The organism is Nonomuraea sp. NPDC003201, from assembly GCF_053590415.1.
On the sequence record NZ_JBSFTC010000001.1, the window covers coordinates 252,051 to 273,470 of the forward strand.

At 68.0% G+C, this 21,420-nt stretch carries 25 protein-coding genes and 1 tRNA gene; 12 read left to right on the plus strand and 14 right to left on the minus strand.

Translation table 11 applies throughout. The features are described 5' to 3' along the window. Nucleotides 1–30 precede the first annotated feature (30 nt). Together ACWDX9_RS01225 and ACWDX9_RS01230 are read right to left on the minus strand one after the other, a co-directional pair. Nucleotides 31–522: a hypothetical protein gene (locus ACWDX9_RS01225; RefSeq protein ID WP_449947557.1), complete on the minus strand. Its 492-nt coding sequence runs from the start codon at nt 520–522 to the stop codon at nt 31–33. A gap of 172 nt (nt 523–694) precedes the next feature. Beyond that, nucleotides 695–886: a hypothetical protein gene (locus ACWDX9_RS01230; RefSeq protein ID WP_449947558.1), complete on the minus strand. Its 192-nt coding sequence runs from the start codon at nt 884–886 to the stop codon at nt 695–697. Between the two features lie 29 nt (nt 887–915). Between ACWDX9_RS01230 and ACWDX9_RS01235 the strand changes: the two genes are divergently transcribed. After that, on the plus strand, nt 916–1,275 hold the full coding sequence (locus ACWDX9_RS01235) for a tyrosine-type recombinase/integrase (protein ID WP_449947561.1): 360 nt from the start codon (nt 916–918) through the stop codon (nt 1,273–1,275). Between the two features lie 161 nt (nt 1,276–1,436). Here the strand turns inward: ACWDX9_RS01235 and ACWDX9_RS01240 are convergent, their stop codons facing one another. Continuing rightward, nucleotides 1,437–1,718, minus strand: a complete 282-nt coding sequence (locus ACWDX9_RS01240; RefSeq protein WP_449947564.1) for a GntR family transcriptional regulator — start codon at nt 1,716–1,718, stop codon at nt 1,437–1,439. 81 nt (nt 1,719–1,799) lie between these two features. On the opposite strand from ACWDX9_RS01240, the gene ACWDX9_RS01245 reads away from it, so the two are divergent. Both ACWDX9_RS01245 and ACWDX9_RS01250 read left to right on the plus strand, forming a co-directional pair. Then, nucleotides 1,800–2,123 (plus strand): hypothetical protein, encoded by a 324-nt coding sequence (locus tag ACWDX9_RS01245; protein ID WP_449947567.1) that lies wholly within the window; start codon nt 1,800–1,802, stop codon nt 2,121–2,123. Between the two features lie 369 nt (nt 2,124–2,492). Further along, complete coding sequence (locus ACWDX9_RS01250) at nt 2,493–3,476, plus strand: hypothetical protein (RefSeq protein ID WP_449947570.1); 984 nt, start codon at nt 2,493–2,495, stop codon at nt 3,474–3,476. Nucleotides 3,477–4,018: 542 nt separating this feature from the next. Here the strand turns inward: ACWDX9_RS01250 and ACWDX9_RS01255 are convergent. Both ACWDX9_RS01255 and ACWDX9_RS01260 read right to left on the minus strand, forming a co-directional pair. After that, nucleotides 4,019–4,666, minus strand: coding sequence for a 2'-5' RNA ligase family protein (locus ACWDX9_RS01255; RefSeq protein ID WP_449947573.1), 648 nt, complete (start codon nt 4,664–4,666; stop codon nt 4,019–4,021). 9 nt (nt 4,667–4,675) lie between these two features. Beyond that, the gene (locus ACWDX9_RS01260) at nt 4,676–5,449 is read right to left on the minus strand and encodes a GntR family transcriptional regulator (protein ID WP_449947576.1); all 774 of its coding nucleotides are present in this window, start codon (nt 5,447–5,449) and stop codon (nt 4,676–4,678) included. Nucleotides 5,450–5,611: 162 nt separating this feature from the next. Between ACWDX9_RS01260 and ACWDX9_RS01265 the strand changes: the two genes are divergently transcribed. The 9 genes from ACWDX9_RS01265 to ACWDX9_RS01305 all read left to right on the plus strand — a co-directional run bounded on the left by ACWDX9_RS01265 (nt 5,612) and on the right by ACWDX9_RS01305 (nt 12,324). After that, nucleotides 5,612–5,941, plus strand: coding sequence for an SCO3933 family regulatory protein (locus tag ACWDX9_RS01265; protein WP_449947578.1), 330 nt, complete (start codon nt 5,612–5,614; stop codon nt 5,939–5,941). A gap of 97 nt (nt 5,942–6,038) precedes the next feature. After that, nucleotides 6,039–7,412, plus strand: a complete 1,374-nt coding sequence (locus ACWDX9_RS01270; protein WP_449947581.1) for an FtsK/SpoIIIE domain-containing protein — start codon at nt 6,039–6,041, stop codon at nt 7,410–7,412. An 86-nt stretch (nt 7,413–7,498) separates the two neighbouring features. After that, entirely contained in the window at nt 7,499–8,158 is a 660-nt protein-coding gene (locus tag ACWDX9_RS01275) for a DUF2637 domain-containing protein (RefSeq protein ID WP_449947584.1), read from the plus strand. Further along, complete coding sequence (locus ACWDX9_RS01280; RefSeq protein ID WP_449947586.1) at nt 8,155–8,568, plus strand: hypothetical protein; 414 nt, start codon at nt 8,155–8,157, stop codon at nt 8,566–8,568. The genes ACWDX9_RS01275 and ACWDX9_RS01280 overlap by 4 nt, the downstream gene beginning before the upstream one ends. Then, nucleotides 8,565–8,696 carry a hypothetical protein gene (locus ACWDX9_RS01285; RefSeq protein WP_449947589.1) on the plus strand — a complete coding sequence of 44 codons (132 nt, stop codon included), beginning with the start codon at nt 8,565–8,567 and terminating at the stop codon, nt 8,694–8,696. Before ACWDX9_RS01280 ends, ACWDX9_RS01285 begins: the two co-directional genes overlap by 4 nt. A gap of 322 nt (nt 8,697–9,018) precedes the next feature. Then, nucleotides 9,019–10,395, plus strand: coding sequence for a replication initiator (locus ACWDX9_RS01290; RefSeq protein WP_449947592.1), 1,377 nt, complete (start codon nt 9,019–9,021; stop codon nt 10,393–10,395). Then, nucleotides 10,385–10,567 (plus strand): helix-turn-helix domain-containing protein, encoded by a 183-nt coding sequence (locus tag ACWDX9_RS01295; protein WP_449947595.1) that lies wholly within the window; start codon nt 10,385–10,387, stop codon nt 10,565–10,567. The genes ACWDX9_RS01290 and ACWDX9_RS01295 overlap by 11 nt, the downstream gene beginning before the upstream one ends. Next, nucleotides 10,567–11,790, plus strand: a complete 1,224-nt coding sequence (locus ACWDX9_RS01300) for a site-specific integrase (protein WP_449947598.1) — start codon at nt 10,567–10,569, stop codon at nt 11,788–11,790. The genes ACWDX9_RS01295 and ACWDX9_RS01300 overlap by 1 nt, the downstream gene beginning before the upstream one ends. Before the next feature lie 69 nt (nt 11,791–11,859). Next, a complete protein-coding gene (locus ACWDX9_RS01305; protein WP_449947601.1) occupies nt 11,860–12,324 on the plus strand; it encodes a hypothetical protein in 465 nt (154 codons plus the stop codon). Nucleotides 12,325–12,409: 85 nt separating this feature from the next. Here ACWDX9_RS01305 and ACWDX9_RS01310 read toward each other — a convergent pair. The 9 genes from ACWDX9_RS01310 to ACWDX9_RS01350 all read right to left on the minus strand — a co-directional run bounded on the left by ACWDX9_RS01310 (nt 12,410) and on the right by ACWDX9_RS01350 (nt 21,367). Then, nucleotides 12,410–12,483: transfer RNA gene (locus tag ACWDX9_RS01310), tRNA-Thr, on the minus strand. A 56-nt stretch (nt 12,484–12,539) separates the two neighbouring features. After that, entirely contained in the window at nt 12,540–13,370 is an 831-nt protein-coding gene (locus tag ACWDX9_RS01315; protein WP_449947736.1) for a PSP1 domain-containing protein, read from the minus strand. Nucleotides 13,371–13,468: 98 nt separating this feature from the next. Beyond that, on the minus strand, nt 13,469–14,512 hold the full coding sequence (locus ACWDX9_RS01320) for a permease-like cell division protein FtsX (RefSeq protein WP_449947604.1): 1,044 nt from the start codon (nt 14,510–14,512) through the stop codon (nt 13,469–13,471). After that, nucleotides 14,509–15,036: a SigE family RNA polymerase sigma factor gene (locus ACWDX9_RS01325; protein ID WP_449947606.1), complete on the minus strand. Its 528-nt coding sequence runs from the start codon at nt 15,034–15,036 to the stop codon at nt 14,509–14,511. Before ACWDX9_RS01325 ends, ACWDX9_RS01320 begins: the two co-directional genes overlap by 4 nt. Nucleotides 15,037–15,087: 51 nt before the next feature. Beyond that, the gene (locus ACWDX9_RS01330; RefSeq protein ID WP_449947607.1) at nt 15,088–15,993 is read right to left on the minus strand and encodes a permease-like cell division protein FtsX; all 906 of its coding nucleotides are present in this window, start codon (nt 15,991–15,993) and stop codon (nt 15,088–15,090) included. Between the two features lie 40 nt (nt 15,994–16,033). Further along, a complete protein-coding gene (locus ACWDX9_RS01335; RefSeq protein ID WP_449947609.1) occupies nt 16,034–17,206 on the minus strand; it encodes a DNA polymerase III subunit delta' in 1,173 nt (390 codons plus the stop codon). 123 nt (nt 17,207–17,329) lie between these two features. Then, nucleotides 17,330–19,399, minus strand: a complete 2,070-nt coding sequence (gene tmk / locus ACWDX9_RS01340) for a dTMP kinase (protein ID WP_449947611.1) — start codon at nt 19,397–19,399, stop codon at nt 17,330–17,332. Nucleotides 19,400–19,531: 132 nt separating this feature from the next. Then, nucleotides 19,532–20,077 (minus strand): helix-turn-helix domain-containing protein, encoded by a 546-nt coding sequence (locus ACWDX9_RS01345; protein ID WP_449947613.1) that lies wholly within the window; start codon nt 20,075–20,077, stop codon nt 19,532–19,534. A gap of 75 nt (nt 20,078–20,152) precedes the next feature. Then, nucleotides 20,153–21,367 (minus strand): metallophosphoesterase, encoded by a 1,215-nt coding sequence (locus ACWDX9_RS01350; protein ID WP_449947615.1) that lies wholly within the window; start codon nt 21,365–21,367, stop codon nt 20,153–20,155. Between the last annotated feature and the right edge of the window lie 53 nt (nt 21,368–21,420).

Below are 21,420 nucleotides of genomic sequence, written 5' to 3' on the forward strand. Positions count from 1 at the left end.
ACGTAGGCGGGCACCCCGGCGATTGCCGGTCTAGTCGTTGTCCTCGGCGATGAACTCGGCGTAACCGTCCGCATCCCAATTGAAATCGGACTTGGGCTTGTGGTCATGGATCTCCATCTCAAACAGCCAGCCCTCGCCGTAGGGGTCCCTGATGAGTAGCTCCGGAGTGTTGGCGAGCTCGGTGTTGACGGCGACGACTTTCGCCTCGACTGGTGCGCAGAAATCGCTCCAGTGCTCGTCAGGAGCAGCATCCCCGTCCTCCCACTCCTCGTCAGAATCAGCATCCCCCTCCTGAGTCCAACTGACCCGACCGAAGTAGTCACCCAGCTCGACGTAGCTACCTACCTCAGGCAACTGCACCCGCAGCCCTCTGTCGGGGATCTGGCCTATGAAGAAGGCGGTGAAGCCGACCCTCACCCGGTCGCCAGGCGTGTCCAGCTTCCTGTTGCGCTCGAACCACTCCCCGTTGCCCCACATATGCAGCTCACCGGCGTACAGGCGATCCTGGGGGTACTCGCTCACTTCTTCCTCCCGCAGAAAGGCAAACCGAACTCTTCTGATCTTCGCCCGGCGGTGGCCGCGGTGTCGAGGGACGACGTCTCTGGGCGGCGCGGTGCTGGACGACCGCCTTGGCGACCCCGTAGCGGAAGGAAGTGGGTCGCCCACCCGCACAACATCCGGTTCAGACTGAGGATCAACCCCTATCTGCCGCACCTCCGCGCCATCCCCTGCAGGCTCCACTCCCCGTCCTGGCTGCATTGACCACGAGCACCGCGCCCGGCAGTCCCTCGAAGATGTCGCAGACCGGCCCGTCGAAGTCGAGCAGGAGGCAGCGCGCCTCGCCCATGACGGCCCGTACGGCGTCAGGACCCGAGCGCGCCATCACGGAAGCTCCGCGAACTCAGTGCACAGGATGTGGATAAGTGGCTGGCGGACGCGGCGGGCAAGCGGTGGATGGAACCCGGGCTCGTGTTCGCCTCGACCGTGGGCACACCTCTCGACTCCCACAACGTGCGGCGCGCTTTCCGCGCGGTCATCGCCAAGACCGACCTCGACCCCGACAAGTGGACGCCCCGAGAGCTGCGGCACAGCTTCGTGTCCCTGCTCCCAGACCAGGGCATCCCCTTGGAGGAGATCTCCCGGCTGGTCGGCCACAGCAGCACGGCGGTGACCGAGCTGGTCTACAGAAAGCAGATCCGCCCCGCACTCCAGGAGGGCGCGGTGGCCATGGATAGACACTCAGAAGCCCCCCGCGATCACGCGGGGGGCTTCTGATCTGGAGCCGCCTTGGGGATTCGAACCCCAGACCCCTTCATTACGAGTACGGGGCAGACGCCTTGTCGAGCAGCTCCAGCTCCGCCTGAGCTGCATGCTTAGACGGTCCGAGTGCGGTTGGGTGAGTCGCCGTTGCTGTACTGGTTGCTGTACAGCACAGCTCATCCCTCGGTGCTGTCAGCAGGAGGGTTGGGCTGTTGTACGAAGGTGCCCTTGCCATGGACGCTGCGGATCAGGCCGCGCTCACGTAGCTCTTTCAGCGCACGACGAACCGTCATCCTCGCGACGCCGTACAGCTCCGCAAGATCCAGTTCAGCGGGGAGCCGCTGCCCAGGCTTGAGCTCTCCACGCTCGATCCTGGCCGCGATGTGGTTCGCCACGACCATATAGACGAGTTCGGGCCCCTCGCTGTCGATCTCCGGGTAGTCACTCTCCTCGGCCACGCTGCACAACATAGATGCCCTCTGACCTGCAAAAACACCTAGATACGTCTGCAGAGGTATAGAGAGGTCTATAGTCGATACATGAACCCCGAGCCGCTCCCCCTGGCCTGCGACCTCGCCGCTCCGCTCGAATGGGAGTGCCCGGGGCTGTCCCCACATCCGGCTCGCGCTCGCCGCGGCCACAAGGCCCTCACCTGGACCTCGCTCGCTCCCGAGCGATACCGCGTCCATGAGTACACCTGCGCGTGCACGGCGGTGTACTACGAATTGATCGAGGCCGGCGGGCTCTACCTGATCCACAAGGTCGTGCAGCTCGACACGCCAGAGCACACCTTCGCCGGCCCCTGGCGCCGCGCGGAGTCGCGTCGCTGGTGGCAGCGCATACTACTCGGCGCTGTCCGGTGAGGGCTGTCACCGCGGACAGCACCCCAGGAGACCGATGGCAAGGACCGACGGAGTCGGTCCGCGGCAGCCGATCGCCCCAGCCCGAAGCCCGGGAACCGAAGTCGGCGATCGTCACGGTCTCTGCACACTTCGATGCGAACCCCGGTGGGGCGTACCGCTCCTGGTCGCCGGATGCCATCCGGCGCCGTCAAGTGCTTCTGGAATGACGTCCGTTGACCTCGGCCGCGCTCCGGTGCCAGCAGGTCCGCTGACTTTTCGCTGACTCGGCACAGTCGCCTATCGGACCCCATCACGGCGGGAGCAACCGGCTCCTATGCAGTTCCCAGATGGTCGCCGTCACCCGCTGCACCCTGATGACATTTCAAGATCATGGCTGGGAATCTGCGCTCTCCGCGTCAGGCCCTGCCCGTCCAGCGCCAATTCTTCGCGTCCCAGGGCTCCCCGGAGTTGGGTAGACCCCGGCTTCTTCCCGACCCGGCCGAACAGGCTGGGCAGGCGACTTGCTGTGACGAGATCGAGATCATCATCCGTGATGATCGGCGCATGAAACGCATGAGCGTCGCGCTGGTGATGGCCGGCCTGCTGAGCGTCACGATTCCCGGCGGTGCCGTGCACGCGACTCCCGAATCGAAGTCTCTCGACTCCGTCGTCAAAGCGATCAAGAAGCAGTTCGCGAAGAGCGGCAGCGTGCGCTTCTCCGTCAGGCGACACGGCGGCCCCCCGCCCGCCGCCGCGGACATGAAGGCGTCTGGTGCGTACCGCTTCAGGGCTTCAGGCGTGTACGCCGCCGACACCACGGAGATCACCCAGGAGCCAGAAGGAACAGGCCGGTCCCGGGAAATCAGCATCGGCCGGGAGTTCTACTCACAGGCCTACGTGCGGTCCAAGGACGGCAAGTACGTCTGGAAGTCGCCGCGGACAGTGGGGAAATGGAGCAACTGGCAGAACCTGGCCGGGGTCGTCTGGGGAGAGGACCTGATCAACGGGATCAACCCGGGCTTCCTCAAGCTGGGTGCCTCTCACGATGCGACCAGCGCCGACGGCGGAACTTTTGAGGGAGTGAAGACGACCCTCCACAGCGGCACGGTGACGGTTCCCGAGCTGGGCGAGAGGCAGGCTGGGATGACCTTCGGGACCGAGGACGAGGACGGTTCGTGGAGCGGGCCGATCACCTGGAAACTCTGGGTGGGACCGGACAACCTGCCGAGACGTTTCCACGCCATCATGAGGTTCACCCCAAAGCGCGGTAGTGGTAAGGCCGAGACCATGACGATGAACATCATCTATCGAGGATGGGGAGAACCCGTCAAGATCACGGCCCCGCCCAAGCACCTCATCACCGACGAATGGTGATCGACGCCCCCTTGTAAGAGAGCCTCGCCCTTACGTGTCTGCCACGACCGGCACGGTGCGTCAGCCGGCGCGGCGTTGGGCATCGGCGAGGCTCGTCAGGCCGACCGGTTCGAGGTCTAGAGCGAGGTGACAGACGTTCATTCGCTGCCCTGCGGCCAGAGCCGAGCTTGATGCGGAGGAGCCGGTCTGCTGGGCTTGCCTGAGTCGATGGTGTGCGAGGTGATCAGCCCCCAGCCACCCATCTACGTTAAGGGCCGTGTGGCGATCACCGCGGTGCTGGGGTGCTCCCGCCGGAGGCATGTCTTGACCTGATCGGCTCCGTTCGGGAGTTGGCATCCCTCTTGGTGCTAGTGAACGTTCTGTACGCGGTTCGCCTGCGTTCGTTGGCGCGGCGGGGTGGCCGGGCGGGACCGGCCCGGAGAGGCCGCACGCCCGCCCGGACCGCCCGGCCGCCCGCCGCCCAACGGGCGGCGGCTTGAACCCGTATAGAAGGTTGTAACCACTTCCGCTCTTGTGTCTGTCGCCCGACCTCTTGACCTGTGCTAACGCGCACCGAGAGGCACCGTGGTGCGGGTGTTCCAACGGTAGAGCCACTCGGGCTCCAGAACCCGGTTTTGCACGATCAACGCAACCTGATCCACTTTGACATCCACCGGGTCAGCTTCGGTCGTGTCCAGGACGTTGATGTAGGGCTTGGCCGGTCCTGGCGTGTTGAAATACGTCAGGCTCACGTGTGGGCGGAACCCCTTGGCCTGCTCTGCTGCTGTTGGCGCGCCTCCCGTGACTTCAGCTATGCCGTTCCTGATCTCTCTCCAGATCTGGTGCAGTGGTTCTGCTGGCGCTGGAGTCAACACCACGGCCTCGCCGATGACGGTAGGCCGGTGGAAGTTCAGGTATACAGGGGCGAGTTGCCTCAGGCGTAGACCTACCGCCTCCGTGACATCGTCCAGGAGTTCGTCAGACACCTGGTCGACGAACCCCACCGATTGCACGGTGAGGTGCAGCCACTGAGCCGGGATCGGGTTGTGCCCGTCGATCGTGGAGAGGACGCTTTGGTAGCGCTCCGCGAGCTGGTGCAGTTGCGGCGCGTGCTCGAAGGTCAGGTGCCAGGTGTAGATCAGACGCCCGGGCCGCCAGCCCTGTCGTGGCCACCAGTGCGAGCGGACATCGTCGACGTTCTCGATGGTCATCGGCGTGCCTCAGATCTGGGAGGGAGCGTCAGGGACGTTCGGCTCTTGGTCGATCAGGTACTCATCAATGATGGTTACCCGGTCTGCCGGCCAAATCGACTCCGAGACCTCCAACACTGTCTCATCCTCGGCTCGGGCGGTATGGATGACGTGCATAACCTGGCCGCCCTGCGGAAGGCCCAAGGTGACGGCCTCCTCCGGAGTGGCGCTGCGGGCGATCCACTGGTCGCGGGCGTGGTGGTAGCGCTTGCCGCTAAAATCCTCGATGCACAGGAAGAGCGCCTTGGGGACAACCTCGCGCTTCTCCAAGAAGGTTCCCCGGGCAATGTCGGCCGGGATGTAACTGGCGCCGATCTCCTCGGGCGTGTTGCTCTCCTTGTCGTAGAGCACTCTGCGGCGGGTGATGACCTCAGCGCCTTCGTCGATGCCCATGGCGGCGGCAATGCGAGCCGGCACCTGTTCCGGACCGGCGAAGACGATGTCATGCCGTAGATGCGCCGTGAGGAGCTTCTGGTCGCTGCGCGCCCTGCCGTAACGGTGGCGGGAGCGGCGTTCGAGCCGGTGGTCTTGCCGTACGAAGGTGCCGATGCCGTGCTTGGACTCGGCGATGCCCTGGGCTCGAAGGACGCCGATGGCCTGTCGGATGGTCGGCAGGCTGACTCGGAACCGTTCGGCTAGGGCCGTTTCCGCAGGAAGTCGTTCGCCAGGTTGGTAGCGGCCCTCGTGGATGTCTCGCCGCAGTTCCTCCGCGATGCGCTGGTATTTAGGGGCGAATCCGCCCAAACCTGCTGTCACTGTTTCCGCCTCGTGGTGATCGGACAGTAAAAACTGCCCTCACGCGCACTCTACTCCTCATTAGGAGTTGACGACAGGAGGTCTGCGTGGTCATCATCAGTCCTACAGTCCTCATTAGGAGTGGAGGACCTAAGATCTGGGAGGACCACCATGCGTAACATCCCCGTCGACATCACCAGCCTGGCGTTCACGGTCGCGGGCGAGCCCGAGCCCAAGATCGTGGACCGCGCCACCGGAGAGGTGAAGCGAGACGCGGAAGGACGGGAGCTCTACACCATCCCGCTCCTGCCCAAGCCGAACGACGACCGGCGCAACCCGGTGATCGTGGTGACGTTCCCGAGCGAGACGTTCCCGCAGATCCCCGAGGGCGTGCAGGTCCGACCGGTCGGCCTGGCCGCGTTCTTCTGGTCGATGAACGGCCGCTCCGGACTCGGTTTTCGCGCCGAGACCATCAGCCTGGCCAACCCAAAGGCGGCCTAGCCGCATAAGTAGCACCCCTGGAGCGGGCGCATCGCCTGGCAGCTAACCGCCCGCTCCGGGGCCTCCCTTCCGATGATTCGAAAGGACAGTCCCGATTATGTCCGACTGGCTCATCCCGCTGGCCATCACCGTGGCCTCGATCTGCACGGTCCTGCTGGTATGGCGCAAGTTGCACCCCGTCTCACTCTGGCTGTGCCTGGGCTACCCGCTCAAGGCCGCGCACGTCCACCTCACCTGGGGCAACGTCGCCCTGGGCTGCACGCTCACCCGTAAGCGGCGCCGCTGGCGCTATACCCTCGACGGCCTGCCGATCGTCGGACACGCCACGATCTCCCTCTCGCAGAAGCGGAAGATCCGCCGCATCCAGATCGACAAACCGCCCCGCCTGGGCATCATCCGCCCACACCGACTCGGCTTCCGCGTCAACATCAAGCTGATGGACGGGCAGACACCCGAGGACTACACCGCCCGCCTGACCAACCTCGCCCATGCCTGGCGCGTGCACTCCGTCCGGCTCATAGCGTCCCGGCCGGGCCGCGTCACACTGCTGGCCACCCGAGGCGACCCACTGTCCGAGGTCCGCGTCCCGGTCCTGTCGGAAGGTCTGCTGAGGGTGCGGGTCGGCCTGCTGGAGACCGGAGCGCCATGGGTGGTCGACTTCCGCACCGTTCCACACTGGCTCAACACCGGGGCCACCCAATCCGGCAAGTCCACCTTGCTCAACGCACTCATCACCGGCCTGTCCGCGCAACCCGTCGCCCTGGTGGGCTTCGACCTCAAAGGCGGGGTGGAGCTGACCGCCTACGGGCCTCGCCTGTCCGCCATCGCCACCGAACGGGCCGAATGCGTCGGCCTACTCGACGACCTGATCTGCCTGGTCAAAACCCGGATGGCACTATGCCGCAGCAACAAGGCGCGCAACATCTGGAAGCTGCCGGAGGACCTGCGGCCGACACCGGTCGTCGTCCTGGTCGACGAGGTCGCCGAACTGTTCCTGATGGCCCACAAGGGCGAGAAGGACGAGATCGCCTCAACCGCCACCGCCCTACTGCGGTTGGCCCAGCTCGGCCGGGCCTTCGGCGTCTACCTGTTCGTCTGCGGCCAACGCGTCGGCTCCGACCTCGGCCCCGGCGTCACCGCCCTGCGGTCGCAGCTCTCCGGCCGGGTCTGCCACCGGGTCAACGATCCCGAGACCGCGACCATGACCCTCGGCGACACCGACCCCGCCGCCCTGGACGCGGCCCGGCAGATCGCCGCGAACATGCCTGGCACCGCCGTCGTCGTCGCCGATGACGGTCGCTGGTACCGCGCCCGCTCCGTCTACGTCAGCGAAGAAGTAGCCGAGGCAGCCGCCCAGGCGCACGCCGATCTCGCACCCACGTGGGCCGACCTGCTCACCGCCACCGACCTGGCCGTCACCGTGACAGACGCGGAGCTGGAGGCTCTGGCCCGCGAGGGCGAGCCCACCTGACCCACCCCTGTACGGCCCCGGCCGCGAGCCCATCGCGCCAGGTCCCTACCCGCCCATGCCCGAAACCCGAAAGGAGGTGCCCCGATATGGACCGCATCCGATCACGCCTGCTCGACACCGGCCCCGTGGTCGTCCTGGCGGTCATCGCCGCTGTCGGCTCGTTCACCCACATCAGCGACCTGGCCGCCCGGCACGGGCAACACGGCTGGCAAGCGTGGGCGGTCGCCGTGTGCATCGACCTGATGTGCGTGATGGCCGCCCGCGAACTCCAACGCGACAAACGCACCGGCCGCCACCGACACGGCGTCATCTCGTGGCCCGCGCTCGTGCTCACCGGCGGCATCGTACTCACCCTGGCGGCCAACCTCGCCACCGCACACCCGAGCGTGTGGGGCTGGATCACCGCCGCAACACCCGCCGTGGCGTTCCTGGTCGCGGTCTCCATGCTTGAACGCCGCGCCTCACACCGCACGCCCGCACCCACCGCACAAGCGGTGACCGAGGACGCCGGTACACCCGTCCAGAAGATCACTCACGACACTCCCGCGCTCGACGCTGCCAAGCCGCAACCGGCCGGGCCCGCCATGTCGCCGGCACTTGTGGCCTACGCCCGCCGCCTGGCCGACGACCACCACACCACCCACCAAAGGCCCATCACCGGCGAGCAGCTACGCGCCCGCATGGGCGTTTCGGCCGACGTGGCCACAGACCTGCTCACCCAGATCAGAAAGGAACCCATCGCATGACCCACCCCACCTCGTTCGAACTGGCCGAGGCCGCCCGTGCCTGGGCCCGCGGCTCCTACGCCATGGAAGCTGCTGTCGAACTGCTCATCCAGCACGGCGTGTGGCTCCACCGCGCCGACTTCCGCCGCTACGCCATCGACTACGTCCCCGCCACCCGCACCCGCCCCTCGTACGCGGTCATCGACTGGCAGGCCGCCCACACCGCCCTGTCCGCCGGCCGACTGCCCTGCTGCGGCAGCGAGGCCGCCATCCTGCGCATCGCACTCTCGCTCGCCGACAGCCTGCCGGTCGAGCTCCGCCCCATCATCACCGGCCTGGACCTCACCAACATTCGGCGCGTCCTGGCCGCCATCGCGCACGCCAACGGCGACCGCGACGCCTGGATCACCACGCAAGGAGACCCGGCATGAACCAGCCCTACTGCCGCCGCTGTCTCGGCTCCGGCGACATCACCACCCACCGCAGCCAGCCCGATCCCACCAGCCAAACCCTCGTCACCGAAACCTGCTCCACCTGCCAAGGAAGACGCACCCGATGACCACCGAGATCCACGCCTACGCCTGCGCCACCTGCAACGGCACCGGCCTCTACGACGACGACACCTGCCGCGACTGCTCCGGCACCGGCATCGACAACCACAACTGAACGCAAACGACGCCACCACGGGACGGCTCGAGCCTGGCAGCCACGCCGCCCCCGTGGGGCGTCACCCTCCGCACTCAACGAAGGAACTCCAGTATGCGCCACCGGCCATGCCCGGAATGCGGCGGATACGGCTCCGTCCGCGTCCGCTCCGTCCGCACTCACCAACTGATCACCATCTACTGCCCGTGTTGCAAGGGCACCGGAGAGGAGGCACGGTGACCGAGGCTCCCGAGCTACCCGCACCCATCAGCGCCCTCGTCGGCCCGGTCATCCGCGACCTCGCCCGGCGTTCCAACTACGACGTGACTCGCTGGCTGCACCAGGTGGAGCGGCTACGCGGCTGCCGCGAACCCATCCGCCTCACCGGCGAGTCGGACACCGTCGACCACCACACGGGCGAACTGCTCCGGCACTACACCACCGTCCACGAGCCCCACGGCCAACTCCTCGTCCGCTGCGGCAACCGGCGCCAAGCCCGCTGCCCAGCCTGCGCCGAGACCTACCGACGCGACACCTTCCACCTCATCCGCGCGGGTCTGCTCGGCGGCGACAAGGGCGTCCCGGCCACCGTACGCACCCACCCAAGGGTGCTGGCCACCTTCACCGCACCCACCTTCGGCCCCGTCCACCGAGGCCTATCCAAAGGCGGCACGGCACCCATCTGCCACCCCCGCCGGACCGGCCCGGCCTGCTTCACCCGCCACCAGCAAGGAGACCCGGCCATCGGCCAACCACTCGACCCTGACACCTACGACTACGTCGGCCACATCCTGTGGAACGCCCACGCCGGAGACCTGTGGCGGCGCTTCACCATCTACCTCCGCCGGCACCTGGCCGCTGCCGTTGGCCTGACCCGCAAGACCTTCAACGAGACCGTGCGGATCTCCTTCGCCAAGGTCGCCGAGTACCAGGCCCGCGGTGTCGTCCACTTCCACGCCGTGATCCGGCTGGACACCCGCACCGAAGACAACACACCCGTCCCACCACCGCCTTGGGCCACGGTCGAACTGCTCGACAACGCGATCCACTCCGCCGCCCGCGCCGTCCACCTGCCTTCGCCGAACCTAGGTCAGCCCACCTTCGAACTCCTGTGGGGCGACCAGCTCGACGTCAAGCACATCGCCGCCGCTGACTCCAGCAACGACGACATGACCGAAGAGAAGGTCGCGGGCTACATCGCCAAGTACGCCACCAAGGCCGCCGAGACCTCAGGCACCCTCGACCGGCCCCTGACCAGCGCCACCATCCTGCAACTCCACCGCCTCGACATCGCCGACCACCCGGCCCGCCTCATCCGCACCGCCTGGACACTCGGCAACCCAACCGCTCACCCGGATCTCGCCCACCTACGGCTCCGCGGCTGGGCCCACATGCTCGGCTTCCGCGGCCACTTCTCCACCAAGAGCCGCGCCTACTCCACCACCCTCGGCGACCTACGCCAGGCCCGCATCGACTGGACCCGCGCCCGCCTGCCGTACGACTCGGAAACCACCTTCGTCCTCGGCCACTGGCAGTACACCGGACAAGGCTTCACACCCGGCGAACACGCCCTCGCCGCCTCGCTCACGCAGGAGGCCGCGTATGACCGCTGAACTACTCACCGTGCCCGAGGCCATGGCCGTTCTCAAGATCAGCCGCTGGACCCTCTACAACCTGATCCGCTCCGGCGAGATCACGTCAATCCTGGTCGCTGCCCGCTGCCGCCGCATCCCATCGTCCGCTCTGGACGCCTACGTGACCCGTCTATGTGAGGAGGCCGCCTGATGAGTAAGCGATCGAACGGGGAAGGCTCGATCTTCCCGTACAAGGACGGCTGGGCGGGATATGTCTGGGTCACCACCCCGGAGGGCAAGCGCACCCGTAAGTGGGCCTACGGCAAGACCCGCGAAGAGACCCACGAGAAGTGGCTCAAGCTGCACGAGCAGGCTCGCAGGGGGCCTGTGGCCGCCAAACACGAGACCGTGGCCGCCTTCCTCAACCGCTGGCTTTCCGACGTGGTGCAGCCCAACCGCGAGCCGACGACCTACGCCGGATACGAGGCGCTGGTGCGGCTCTACCTCATACCCGGCGTGGGCAAGAAGCGGCTCGACAAGCTGACCGTCCGCGACGTCCAGACCTGGCTCAACACCCTCCCCGCCCTGTGCACCTGCTGCACACAGAAGAAGAGGCGCAAGAAGCCGTGCTGCTCCATTGGCCAGTGCTGCGAGGACCACCCGTCACGCGGGACGATCGAGAGCATCCGCCGTGTCTTTCGTTCGGCTCTTAACCACGCCATCCGCGAGGAACTGATCTCCAGGAACGTCGTCTCGCTGACCACACTGCCCAAGATGACGGCGAAGAAGCGCAAGCACGCCGTGTGGAGCGTCGATGACGCCCGAAAGTTCCTCGAGCACCTACGGGCCGCCGACGAGCCGCTCTATGCGGCCTTCGTGCTCATGCTCGTCCTCGGCCTGCGCCGTGGCGAGGTCCTGGGGCTCACCTGGGACAGCATCGATCTCACTGGCCAAGAGCTGTGGGTCTCCCATCAGCTCAACCGCGTCCACGGCAAGCTACTCCACCGCGACACGACCAAGACCGTCGACTCGGACGCCTCGCTCCCGCTTCCGTCGCTCTGCGTCGCCGCGCTCAAGCACCGACGCCAAGTCCAGGAGGAGGCACGCAAAGAGGCCGGCGACAAGTGGAAGGACTCCGATCTTGTCTTCACCACCCGGTACGGCACACCGGTCGAACCACGGAACTTCAACCGCTCCTTCGTACTGCGCAGCAAGACCGCCGGAGTCTCACGTATCCGCGTCCACGACACCCGCCACACGTGCGCCTCGATGCTCGCCGCCCTGGATGTTCACCCTCGGGTGGCGATGCGCATCCTGCGGCACTCCCAGATCTCGGTGACCATGAACGTCTACACGCAAATTGCCAGCCCGGAGACCCGCAAGGCTCTCGACCAGCTCAACGCAAGCCTGGAACGCCGGGATGTGGCGCACTGACCACTTGAGCACAAGGCCCCGAGGATCATCCTCGGGGCCTTGCTTATTAGGCCGTGGTGAGATGTCAGGATGAACCAAGTCGATCGCGATGCGGTGGTCGCACTGCGAGCCAGTTTCGAAGCTCTCGGAGCTGGCGACCCTGAAGGCTCGGCGATCTCGGAGATCACCGAGAACATCCCTCAGCTCGCTCGCTTCCTGGCATTGAGAAGCATCTGGCCAGAACTGATCGATGCCTGGGCCTCTCCCGGTTCGTTGGAGACGAACCCGGCAGCGAACCGCTTGCTCTCCAGCGGAGCAAACCGCGACGACCTTGCTCAGCTTGCGCGCGCCTCGGCCTATGAAGCGGTCTTCGGGCTGCTGTACCGCCTCACCGCCAACGGTCAGGATGACGAAGCGCCGGAAAACTCCCCCGGCTGGCGGCTGATGGAGACCACAGCCGCTGGCGATCTCACTGGCCGTGCAGTGCAATCGCTCCACGAAGACCTGCTCAGCATGGACCCCTCGGGTCGCGAGGGTCAGGATCTCTTCGAATAGCGATCAGCCCCGGTTGCTGTACGGCGCTGCTGTACGAGATCGAAAAAGGCCCTCCCGGATCATCCGAGAGGGCCTTCCAGCTGGGAGCCGCCTTGGGGATTCGAACCCCAGACCCCTTCATTACGAGTGAAGTGCTCTGGCCGACTGAGCTAAGGCGGCGTGCTCTGCGACTTGCAAGAGTCTACAGGAGCCGGAGGGGTTCTCGCTCCCCTCGATCACGCCTCGGTCGGATCCCCGTACGTCGAGTCGTACGCCTTGCGCGGCGCGCACACGCTGGCCTTCGAGCAGGCGCAGCGCCGCCCCCCGTCGTTGAGGCGCACCACCACGGAGTCCGACGGGACGTTGTGGCCGACCACGACACCAGGACCCTGCGGGGTCTCCACGTTCGCCCCCGCCCGGGGGGCCGAGGCGCGGAACTCCTGGTAGAGGGGGTGTTCGTACTTCAGGCAGCACATGAGCCGCCCGCACGCCCCAGCGATCCGCAGTGGATTGACCGGAAGATCCTGGTCCTTGGCCATGCGTACCGAGACCGGTTCGAAGTCCTTCAGGAACGTGGCACAGCACAGGTCGCGACCGCAGGGCCCGATGCCGCCCTGCAGCCGCGCCTCGTCCCTCGGTCCGATCTGCCGCAGCTCGACCCTGGCCCGCAGGTTGCGGGCCAGATCGCGGACCAGGGCGCGGAAGTCGACCCGGTGCGGCGCCGAGAAGTAGACCGTGTAGACGTTGTCCTCGTCGAGGTAGTCGATCCCGACCACCTTCATCGGCAGCGTGTGCCGCTTGATCAGCCGTTTCGACACGCTGCGGGCCTCGGCCCTGCGGCGCTTGTTGGTCTCGTCGCGAGCCAGGTGCTCCTCGCCCGCCAGGCCCGCGCACAGGGGGAGGCCGTCGACGTCCTCGCTCGTGTACTGCGGTGCCCAGACGCACTCCGCCACCTCGGGGCCCGAGTCGGTCGGCACGAGCACCTTGTCGCCCACCTTCGGGCTGTGCTCGCCGGGATCGAGGTAGTAGAGCCTTCCGTAACGGGTGAAGCTCACGGCCATGATCATTCCCATGGGCTCGAGCTCGCCTCCTGACGCCTAGGGGTCGTACGACCTTCCCTGCCACATTACGTGTGCCGCGCCCGGAGGGTGAGGGGGGAGCCGGATCACTTGTCCGTCGGGCACACCTTGCTCTCGGGCAGGGTCAACCCGTAGTGGTTCATCAGGCGGGTGCTGTCGTACATGCATTTCTGGTAGATGACCTGGCTCACCCCTGGTTCCTGCCTCAACCTGCTGACGACCTTGCTCCAGTCGGCCTCAGGCAGCAGCGTCACTCTGAACGATTGAGGCATGTCGCTGACCTTCGTCGCGCTGAGCAGAGCCTTGTTGTCTTTGTACGAGCGTCGGAAGTTCTCGTAAGCCGCCGCCTGGTCCTCGAAGAACACGTCCTTGACGCCGGGCATCGAGACGATCAGCTTCCGGATGGCCTCCATCTGCGCAGGCGTGACGCCCTTCCCCTCCTTCGTGACGGTAAAGCTGCCTTTGCCATCGGACTTACGCTCGGCGCCGCAGGACTGCATGCCCGACGAGGGAGCGCAGAGGAAGACGCTCACATCAAATTTGCTCGCCGGAGTGGCGTCGTCGGGTACCGATTCCCAAACGTTCAAGACCCCTGGCACCCCGCGCAGCGCCTCCATCACGCGGCGCGGATCGGCACCATCCGTGAGGGTCAGCTGCAACGAATCGGGGATGTCGTCGATGTCGACAGCGGCCAGCAGCGCCTTGTTGTGCGCGAAATCGCGCCGGAGGTCGGCGTACACCGCGCCCTTGTTCGCGTAGATCATCTCTCTGAGCCCCGGCATCTGCCGCAGCTTCGCCGTGATCTCCTGCGTCTCCTCCTCACTGACGGCGCCCTGGCACGACGTCTGCTCCCGGTCCGACGACTTCGCGCACAGGAAGACCAGCACCTTCCGCTCCGTAGGCGGCGGATCCGCCGCCACCGCCCGGTCCTCGTCGCCCGGACCGCTCAGCAGCCCGACAGTGGTCGCCGCCCCCGCGAGCACCACGGTCGCGGCCACCGCCACCAGCCGGAAATCCACCCTGAACCGCCGCCGCTCCGACGCCCTCAACGGCCTGAGCGTGCCGGCGTCCACCGTCGCCCCCGCCTCGGCGAGGGCCTCCCGCAGCCTGTCTTCCATGGCGCTGTTCATGAATCCTCCCCAAGTGCCCGGCCGAGGGCGGCCAGCCCCCGCGCGATCGTGGACCTGACCGTGCTGGCGCCGATCCCCATGGTGTCGGCGATCTCCTGGTCGGACAGGTCGAGGTAGTAGCGGAGCGTGAGCGCCTCCCGCTGCCTGCGCGGCAGCTCACGCAGGGCGAGCAGCACCCCGCGCCGCTCCTCGCCCATGAGCGCGGCGCTCTCCGCCGACCAGACGGGCGGTTCGTACGGCACCGCCCGCCGGAACACGGTCGCCCGCCTGCGCAGCACCGACCGGCACCCGTTGAGCACCGCGGAGCGGACATAGGCCAGCGCCTTGTCGGCGTCGCGCAACCGGCCGCGCCCGGCATGGGTGCGCGCGAACGCCTCCTGCACGACGTCTTCCGCGGTCGCCTGATCGCCGACCATGATCAGGGCAAGCCGCACGAGGCCCACGTGGTGCTCGGCGAAGATCGACGCCACGTCTGTTCGCTGCCGCGCCCGGGCCTCTTGTTGGGTGAGTAGTTCGACTTCCACGTATCAGAGACGCCCGTCAGCCCCATCTGCTGCTCGCGTCACCCGACGGGTTCACTGACGCGGCGCGCAGACCTTGCTGTCGGGCAGGTTGCTGCGCCCGTACTCCACTTCCAGCTTGAGCTTGGCGTCCATACACCTCAGGTTGTACACCTGACTCACCCCTGGCAGCCGCGCCAGGCTGCGGCTCACGGCGTTCCAGTCGACCTCGGGCCGCATGGTCAGCCGGTACGACTCAGGTATGTCCGACATCTGGGTGGCGTTCGCGAGCGCCTCGTTCTCGGTCCCGACAAAGTTCCGGTAGGCCGTCGCCTGGTCCTCGAAGAAGTACCCCACGACCCCGGACGTGCCCTCGATCGCCTTGGCCACGGCCTTCTTCTCCTTGAGAGTCGCGACCTTGCCGTTCGCCCTGCCACGGCCGGACACGCAGGCCGGCATGAGCGAGTCCTTCACGCAAAGGAAGACGGAGATGTCCGATGGCCACGCCGTAGCCTGCGGATCGCCATAGATCTCGGCCTGGTCGACGACCGTGCCCACCCCCGGTCGCCGCTTCGCCGCGAGCCACACCCGATCCCGGTCAGCCCCCTTCTTCACCCGCAGGCGGAACGACTCCGGCAGGTCCTTCGCCCGTACGGCCTTCAACAGCGTCTTGTCGCCGGCGAAGTCCCGCCGGAAGCTCTCGTACGCGCTCGCCCGATCGACGAACCGGACCCCGCTCAGCTCCGGCCTGGCCTCCAGGAACGCCCTGAGCGCCTGCTTCTGCTTCGCCGTGGCACCGCGCTTGTGGCACCCGTACGTGGTCGGAGCGCACAGGAAGACGGCGATCTCCCATTCGTCACTCGCGCTGACGTCCGGGGCGGTCACCGGGTCCGCCGCGGCCGGCGTGCCCACGAGGACCGACATCCCGGCCAGCAGCACGGCGATCAACGATCGTAAGCCCGAGGGCGCCTCGTCAGCCACCGCCACCCCTCATCCCCGCCCAACGCTCCGTGACCGCGAGTCAGGGACGCAGCGACAGCATCATCGCCTCGACGGCCATCTGCGGGTTGACGTTCGCCGCCAGCCGCTCCCTGCACTGCATGATCGCATCGATCCGGCGCAGCGTCTCCTCGGGCGTGGCCACCTTGGCCAGCTGGTCGAGGTCGAAGCGGAGATCGTCGTTGGCCAGCTCGACCCGGGCCCCGAACTGCATGGCCAGCACGTCCCGGTAGAACGACACCAGCTCCAGCAGCGCCGCGTCCAGCGAGTCGCGCTTGATCCGCGTGGCCCGCGACTTCTGCCGGTCCTCCAGCTCCTTCAGTGCCCCGGCCCCGCCGCGTACGAGCCCTCGGTTGAGCCCCTTGCCCGTGGACCCCTCGCCGTAGAGCTTGCGCAGCTCGGCGGTCTCGTTCTCGTTGAGCGCGGCCGTGGCCGCGGCGGCCTCTTCCTCCGCCGTCTTGACCAGCCGCTCGGCGGCCGAGACGCACTCCCCCACCCCGGTCAGCGAGCGCGGGATGCCCAGGACGGCCTCACGACGCCGCCTGACGCCCTCGTCGAGCGCCAGCGCCCGCGCCCTGCCGATGTGCCCCTGGGCGGCCTTGGCGGCGAACCTGGCCACGTCCGGCGGCACGCTGTCGCGCGTGGCCAGCACATGGGCTACGGCCTCTGTGGGCGGGGTGGTCAGGTTGACCACCCGGCAGCGCGACCTGATGGTGATCATGAGGTCGTCGGGGGCGGGCGCGCACAGCAGCCAGACCGTACGTGGCGGGGGCTCCTCGATGGCCTTGAGCAGGGCGTTGGCGGCGGACTCCGTGGCCCGGTCGGCGTCCTCGAACAGGATGACCCGCCACCGTCCCTGCGTCGGCGCCCCGGCCGCCCGCAGGATGAGCTCGCGGGTCTGCTTGACGCTGTAGGACAGGCCCTGGGGGCGTACGGACTCCAGGTCGGGGTGGGAGCCGATGAACACCTGGTGGCACTGGTCGCAGTGACCGCACCCGCCGTCGGTGCAGAGCAGCGCGGCGGCGAAAGCGCGGGCGGCGTCCTCCCGGCCCGAGCCCGGCGGCCCGGTGAACAGCCACGCGTGCGTCATGCCCGCGCCGCGCCCGCCCCTGACGACCTCCCCGGCCGCCGCCGCGGCCCGCGACAGCACGGCCACCGCCTGGTCCTGCCCGACGAGGTCATCGAAAACTGCCACGACGTAAGGCTAACCGCCGACGGCAGTCCCCACGCCCGTACGCGACTCTCGCCGACGCGCCCCGCCCGGAAGAAGACGCCACTCGCCCCGGAAGAACCCGGAGCCCCACCCACACGAAGAGGGCTAGTCGCGGATGGTGGGCATCGTCCAGTCGCCGCGGATGGCGGGCATCGTGCCCGTGGCGTCCTCGGACTCCTGCGGCACCGGGTCCGGCAGGATGTCGCGGATCCGGTCCTGGATCTGGCGGGTGATCACCTCGGGCTCCAGCGTGCCGTCCACCACCAGGTAACGCTCGGGCGCCGCCGCGGCCAGTGCCCGGAACTCCTTGCGTACCCGCTCGTGGAAGTCCAGCGGCTCCGACTCGATCCGGTCGGCGGCCCCGCCCAGCCGGGTCAGCCCCACCTGCGGCGGGGTGTCGATGAGCACCGTCAGGTGCGGCACCAGCCCGCCGGTGGCCCAAGCGTTGATCTTGGAGACGTCCTTGGGGTCGAGCGCCCGCCCGGCCCCCTGGTAGGCCAGCGAGGAGTCCACGTAGCGGTCGGTGATCACGAGCGAGCCCCGGTAGAGCGCAGGACGGATCACCTTCTCCACGTGCTCGGCGCGGTCGGCGGCGTAGAGCAGGGCCTCGGAGCGCGCCGACAGCCCGCGCTCGGCCGCGTCGAGCAGGATCGCCCGCAGCCGCATGCCGACCTTGGTCGAGCCCGGCTCGCGCGTCTGCACCACGTCGTAGCCCTGGTCACGCAGCCAGATGGCGATCAGCCGCGACTGGGTCGTCTTGCCCGACCCCTCGCCGCCCTCGAACGCCACGAACAGCCCGGGCACCGCCTCGGCCGCCTCGGCCGGGAACCGCTCGCCGCGCACCGCCGCGATGAGGTCGCCGGCCAGCGAGACGCCCTTCCTGTCGTCCATGTGCCGCAGCGCGAGGACGCCCACGACCATGGCGAGCACCCCGCCGATGACCAGCACCAGGTTGGAGCCGTCGAACCGGTAGGCGATCGTGCCGAACCGCAGCCAGTGGACGTCGAAGATCGCCGCCAGCGGGTTGGCCACGGCGACCACGAGCAGCAGGGTCACCCGCGCCGTGGACTGCAGGAACGAGAACGTACGGCCGCGCAGCCCGTCCTCGACCTCGAGCCCGATCAGCGTGTAGCCGATGATCCACGCGATGCCCGCGCACGCCCCCAGCAGCACGGTCAGCATGACCACGATCACCAGGTTGTGCACCAGCGCGGTGGCCACCAGCACGAGCCCCGCCACGGTGATGGCCAGGCCGAACAGCCGCCGCCGCGACAGCTCGCGCAGCAGCCTGAGGCCGAAGAACATGCCCAGCGCCATGCCGACGAAGACCGCGCCGAACACGACGCCGTAGGCCGCGTCGCCGCCGCCGAGCGCCTGGACGTAGATCTTCGCGACGCCGACCACGGCCCCGCCCGCGGCGAAGGCCCCCAGCATGCCGATGATCAGGCCGCGCACCAGCCGGTTGCCGCCCACGAACCGCCAGCCCTCGACGATCTGCTTGAGCACGGAGGGCGTGGAGATGGCGCCGTCACGCTTGGGGATGTCGCGCAGCGTGAAGATCAGGACGGCCGAGACGAGATAGGCGCAGGCGTTGACGACCAGCGCGAGCGACGTGCCGTCCTGGCCGGACATGGACGGCACCAAGCTCGTGATCACGCCGCCCACCACGGACAACGCCGCGAACAGCATGGCCGCGACCGGCGCGGTGCCGTACGTGACCAGCAGGTTGAGCCGGTTGGCCGACTCGAGCTGATCCTTGCGCACCAGGTTGGGCACCGTGGCGTCCTTGGCGGGAACCCAGAACAGGTTGACGCACTCGACCAGGACGGTCGCGACGATCACCCACTGGTAGCTGCGGACGAACGGGATCGACAGCACCACGGCGAACCTGAGCAGGTCGGCCACGACCATCATCAGCCGCCGGTCGAACCGGTCGGCGAACACCCCCGCGAGCGGCCCGAGCAGCACGGCGGGCAGCATCTTGGCGATGAACACCCCGCCGACCGCCAGCGACTGCAGACGGTAGTCGTTCTGCGTGAGATTACCGGCCAGGGCGGTCAGCGCCAGGATGTTGAGCCAGTCGCCCAGGCTGCACACCGACATGGCCATCCAAAGCCGTCGAAACGGCGCATTGGCCAGCACGTGGGCCGGGCGGCCTCGACCAGGGGCAGTCATGATTTCAGCGTATCCAGGAAGTGGGCGGACAACGGACCAGCCGGATATTCCCGGCCGACTCGGGGCTGAGGGTATTACGTTCGCGGGCCAGCGTGCAGGGTGCAGACCTCGAATAGGCCCCCAAAAGCATCATCAATTCATAACTCCGGCCTCAAGTCGGGCCTCTTCCACCAATGGCCCCCACTCCGCGCGGATCTCCTCGGGCAGCTCCAGCTCGCCCCACAGCTCCACGAGCAGCACCCCGTCCACGTGATCGAGCAGCTCCTGAGGCTCACCCTCGCACAGCAGCACGGTGTACGCGGCCCGGCGGGCCTGCCGGTCGGCCAGGTCGTAGACCCGCTCCCGCAGCCGCACGACGCCCAGCGCCGCCCCGACCGGCAGCCGCCGCAACCGGCTCGGCACGTGGAACGTCCGCCCGTCGCCCGCGCGCGCCGCGAACTCGACCTTGGCCTCGAGCGCCAGCCGGAAGCCGGCCGCGTCGAGAATGCGCCCCGCGGTCTCCAATGTCGGTGACTTCCTGCCGTGCTCGTAGGCCGACAGCGTGGTCCTCGACGTGCCGCTCACGCTGGCCAGGACGCGCTGGTTCATGCTCGCCGCATGGCGGGCCTGCTTGAACAGCTGCCCGCCGCGCTTGGCCCAGAAGGCGACGTGCGCCGCCTCCATAGGCGAGGAGACCATCCCCCACCTCCGATCAGTATCCGGTTGGATACTCTACGCCATCATGACCGCAGGTGACCAGTAGATCGCGGAAAGTCAGCGCAACTCCAGCAGCGTGATCTCGGGCGGCGCCCCGACGCGCACCGGCGGGCCCCAGAACCCGGCGCCCCTGGTGACGTACACCTGCACCCCGTCGACCGTGGCCAGGCCGGAGACCACGGGCTGCTGCAGGCCCACCACCAGGTTGAACGGCGCGATCTGCCCGCCGTGTGTGTGGCCGGACAGCTGCAGGTCGACGCCGTGGCGAGCGGCCTGGCCGACCTGGACCGGCTGGTGCGCCAGCAGCACCGTGGACCGGCCCGCGTCCCGGCCGCCCAGCGCCTTGTCGAAGTCGGGCCCGTCGCCCGCCGAGGCGCCGTTGAGGTCGTTGACCCCGGCGAGGTCGAGCACGGCGCCCTGGTGCCTGATCTCCACGCGCTCGTTCCGCAGCGAGCGTACGCCGAGCTGGTCGAGCTCCTCGATCCACTCCAGGGGCCCGCTGGGAGCGAAGTATTCGTGGTTGCCGGTCACGAAATATGCCCCGTAACGGGACTCCAGGCTCTTCAGCGGCTGCGCCAGCGGCCCCAGCTGGGCCACCGACCCGTCCACCAGGTCGCCCACGATCGCCACCACGTCGGCCTCCAGGCCGTTGATCATGCGGACGATCCGCTCGGTGTGCCCCCTGCCCGTGAGCGGCCCCAGGTGGATGTCGCTCACCACGGCGAACCGCAGGCCGCTGAGCCGTGAGTCCAGCTTCGGCAGGGCCACCTTCACGCGTTCGATCACGGGGTCGCCGAGGGCGCTCGTCATGCCGTACCCGACCGTGCCGAGCGCTCCCACGCCCGCGATGGCGGCGGTGGTCCGCCCCAGGAAGAGCCTCCTGCTGATCGGGGCCACCACGGGAGCGGGCTCGGGGGGCGCCGGGGCGCCCGCCATGGCGGGCACGGGCACCGGCGCCGCGTCGCGCGTAACAGCCTGCCGCGAGGCCCTGCGCAGGACGAGCGCGGCCACCGCCCGCGGCACCTCCAGCACCACGAGGAAGACGATCAGGTAGAACATCAGCGCCAGCCAGACGTAGCCCGGCCAGGCCAGCCAGTGCCCGAAGTCCATCCGCGTGGCCGCGAACGTGGCCACGACGAGCACCGTCAGCCCCACCACACCCCACGTCAACGCCTTGCGCAGCCGCCCGGGGGCCGTGGTGGAACGGACCATCCGCTGCCACAGATAAAGGTGTGCCAGCAGGATCAGGCCCGCGAAGAACAAGACGATCACAGCATCGATGCTACTTGCGGGGCCGCGTCCGGCGGCCCCGCCAACCTCGCGGC

What these genes read in the sequence shown, in the direction of transcription:
- ACWDX9_RS01245 (WP_449947567.1), top strand. Translation starts at nt 1,800, where the DNA reads ATGAACCCCGAGCCGCTCCCCCTGGCCTGCGACCTCGCCGCTCCGCTC.
- ACWDX9_RS01250 (WP_449947570.1), top strand. Translation starts at nt 2,493, where the DNA reads ATGGCTGGGAATCTGCGCTCTCCGCGTCAGGCCCTGCCCGTCCAGCGC.
- ACWDX9_RS01255 (WP_449947573.1), bottom strand. Translation starts at nt 4,666, where the DNA reads ATGACCATCGAGAACGTCGACGATGTCCGCTCGCACTGGTGGCCACGA.
- ACWDX9_RS01265 (WP_449947578.1), top strand. Translation starts at nt 5,612, where the DNA reads ATGCGTAACATCCCCGTCGACATCACCAGCCTGGCGTTCACGGTCGCG.
- ACWDX9_RS01270 (WP_449947581.1), top strand. Translation starts at nt 6,039, where the DNA reads ATGTCCGACTGGCTCATCCCGCTGGCCATCACCGTGGCCTCGATCTGC.
- ACWDX9_RS01275 (WP_449947584.1), top strand. Translation starts at nt 7,499, where the DNA reads ATGGACCGCATCCGATCACGCCTGCTCGACACCGGCCCCGTGGTCGTC.
- ACWDX9_RS01280 (WP_449947586.1), top strand. Translation starts at nt 8,155, where the DNA reads ATGACCCACCCCACCTCGTTCGAACTGGCCGAGGCCGCCCGTGCCTGG.
- ACWDX9_RS01285 (WP_449947589.1), top strand. Translation starts at nt 8,565, where the DNA reads ATGAACCAGCCCTACTGCCGCCGCTGTCTCGGCTCCGGCGACATCACC.
- ACWDX9_RS01295 (WP_449947595.1), top strand. Translation starts at nt 10,385, where the DNA reads ATGACCGCTGAACTACTCACCGTGCCCGAGGCCATGGCCGTTCTCAAG.
- ACWDX9_RS01300 (WP_449947598.1), top strand. Translation starts at nt 10,567, where the DNA reads ATGAGTAAGCGATCGAACGGGGAAGGCTCGATCTTCCCGTACAAGGAC.
- ACWDX9_RS01305 (WP_449947601.1), top strand. Translation starts at nt 11,860, where the DNA reads ATGAACCAAGTCGATCGCGATGCGGTGGTCGCACTGCGAGCCAGTTTC.
- ACWDX9_RS01315 (WP_449947736.1), bottom strand. Translation starts at nt 13,370, where the DNA reads ATGATCATGGCCGTGAGCTTCACCCGTTACGGAAGGCTCTACTACCTC.
- ACWDX9_RS01320 (WP_449947604.1), bottom strand. Translation starts at nt 14,512, where the DNA reads ATGAACAGCGCCATGGAAGACAGGCTGCGGGAGGCCCTCGCCGAGGCG.
- tmk (WP_449947611.1), bottom strand. Translation starts at nt 19,399, where the DNA reads ATGACTGCCCCTGGTCGAGGCCGCCCGGCCCACGTGCTGGCCAATGCG.
- ACWDX9_RS01345 (WP_449947613.1), bottom strand. Translation starts at nt 20,077, where the DNA reads ATGGTCTCCTCGCCTATGGAGGCGGCGCACGTCGCCTTCTGGGCCAAG.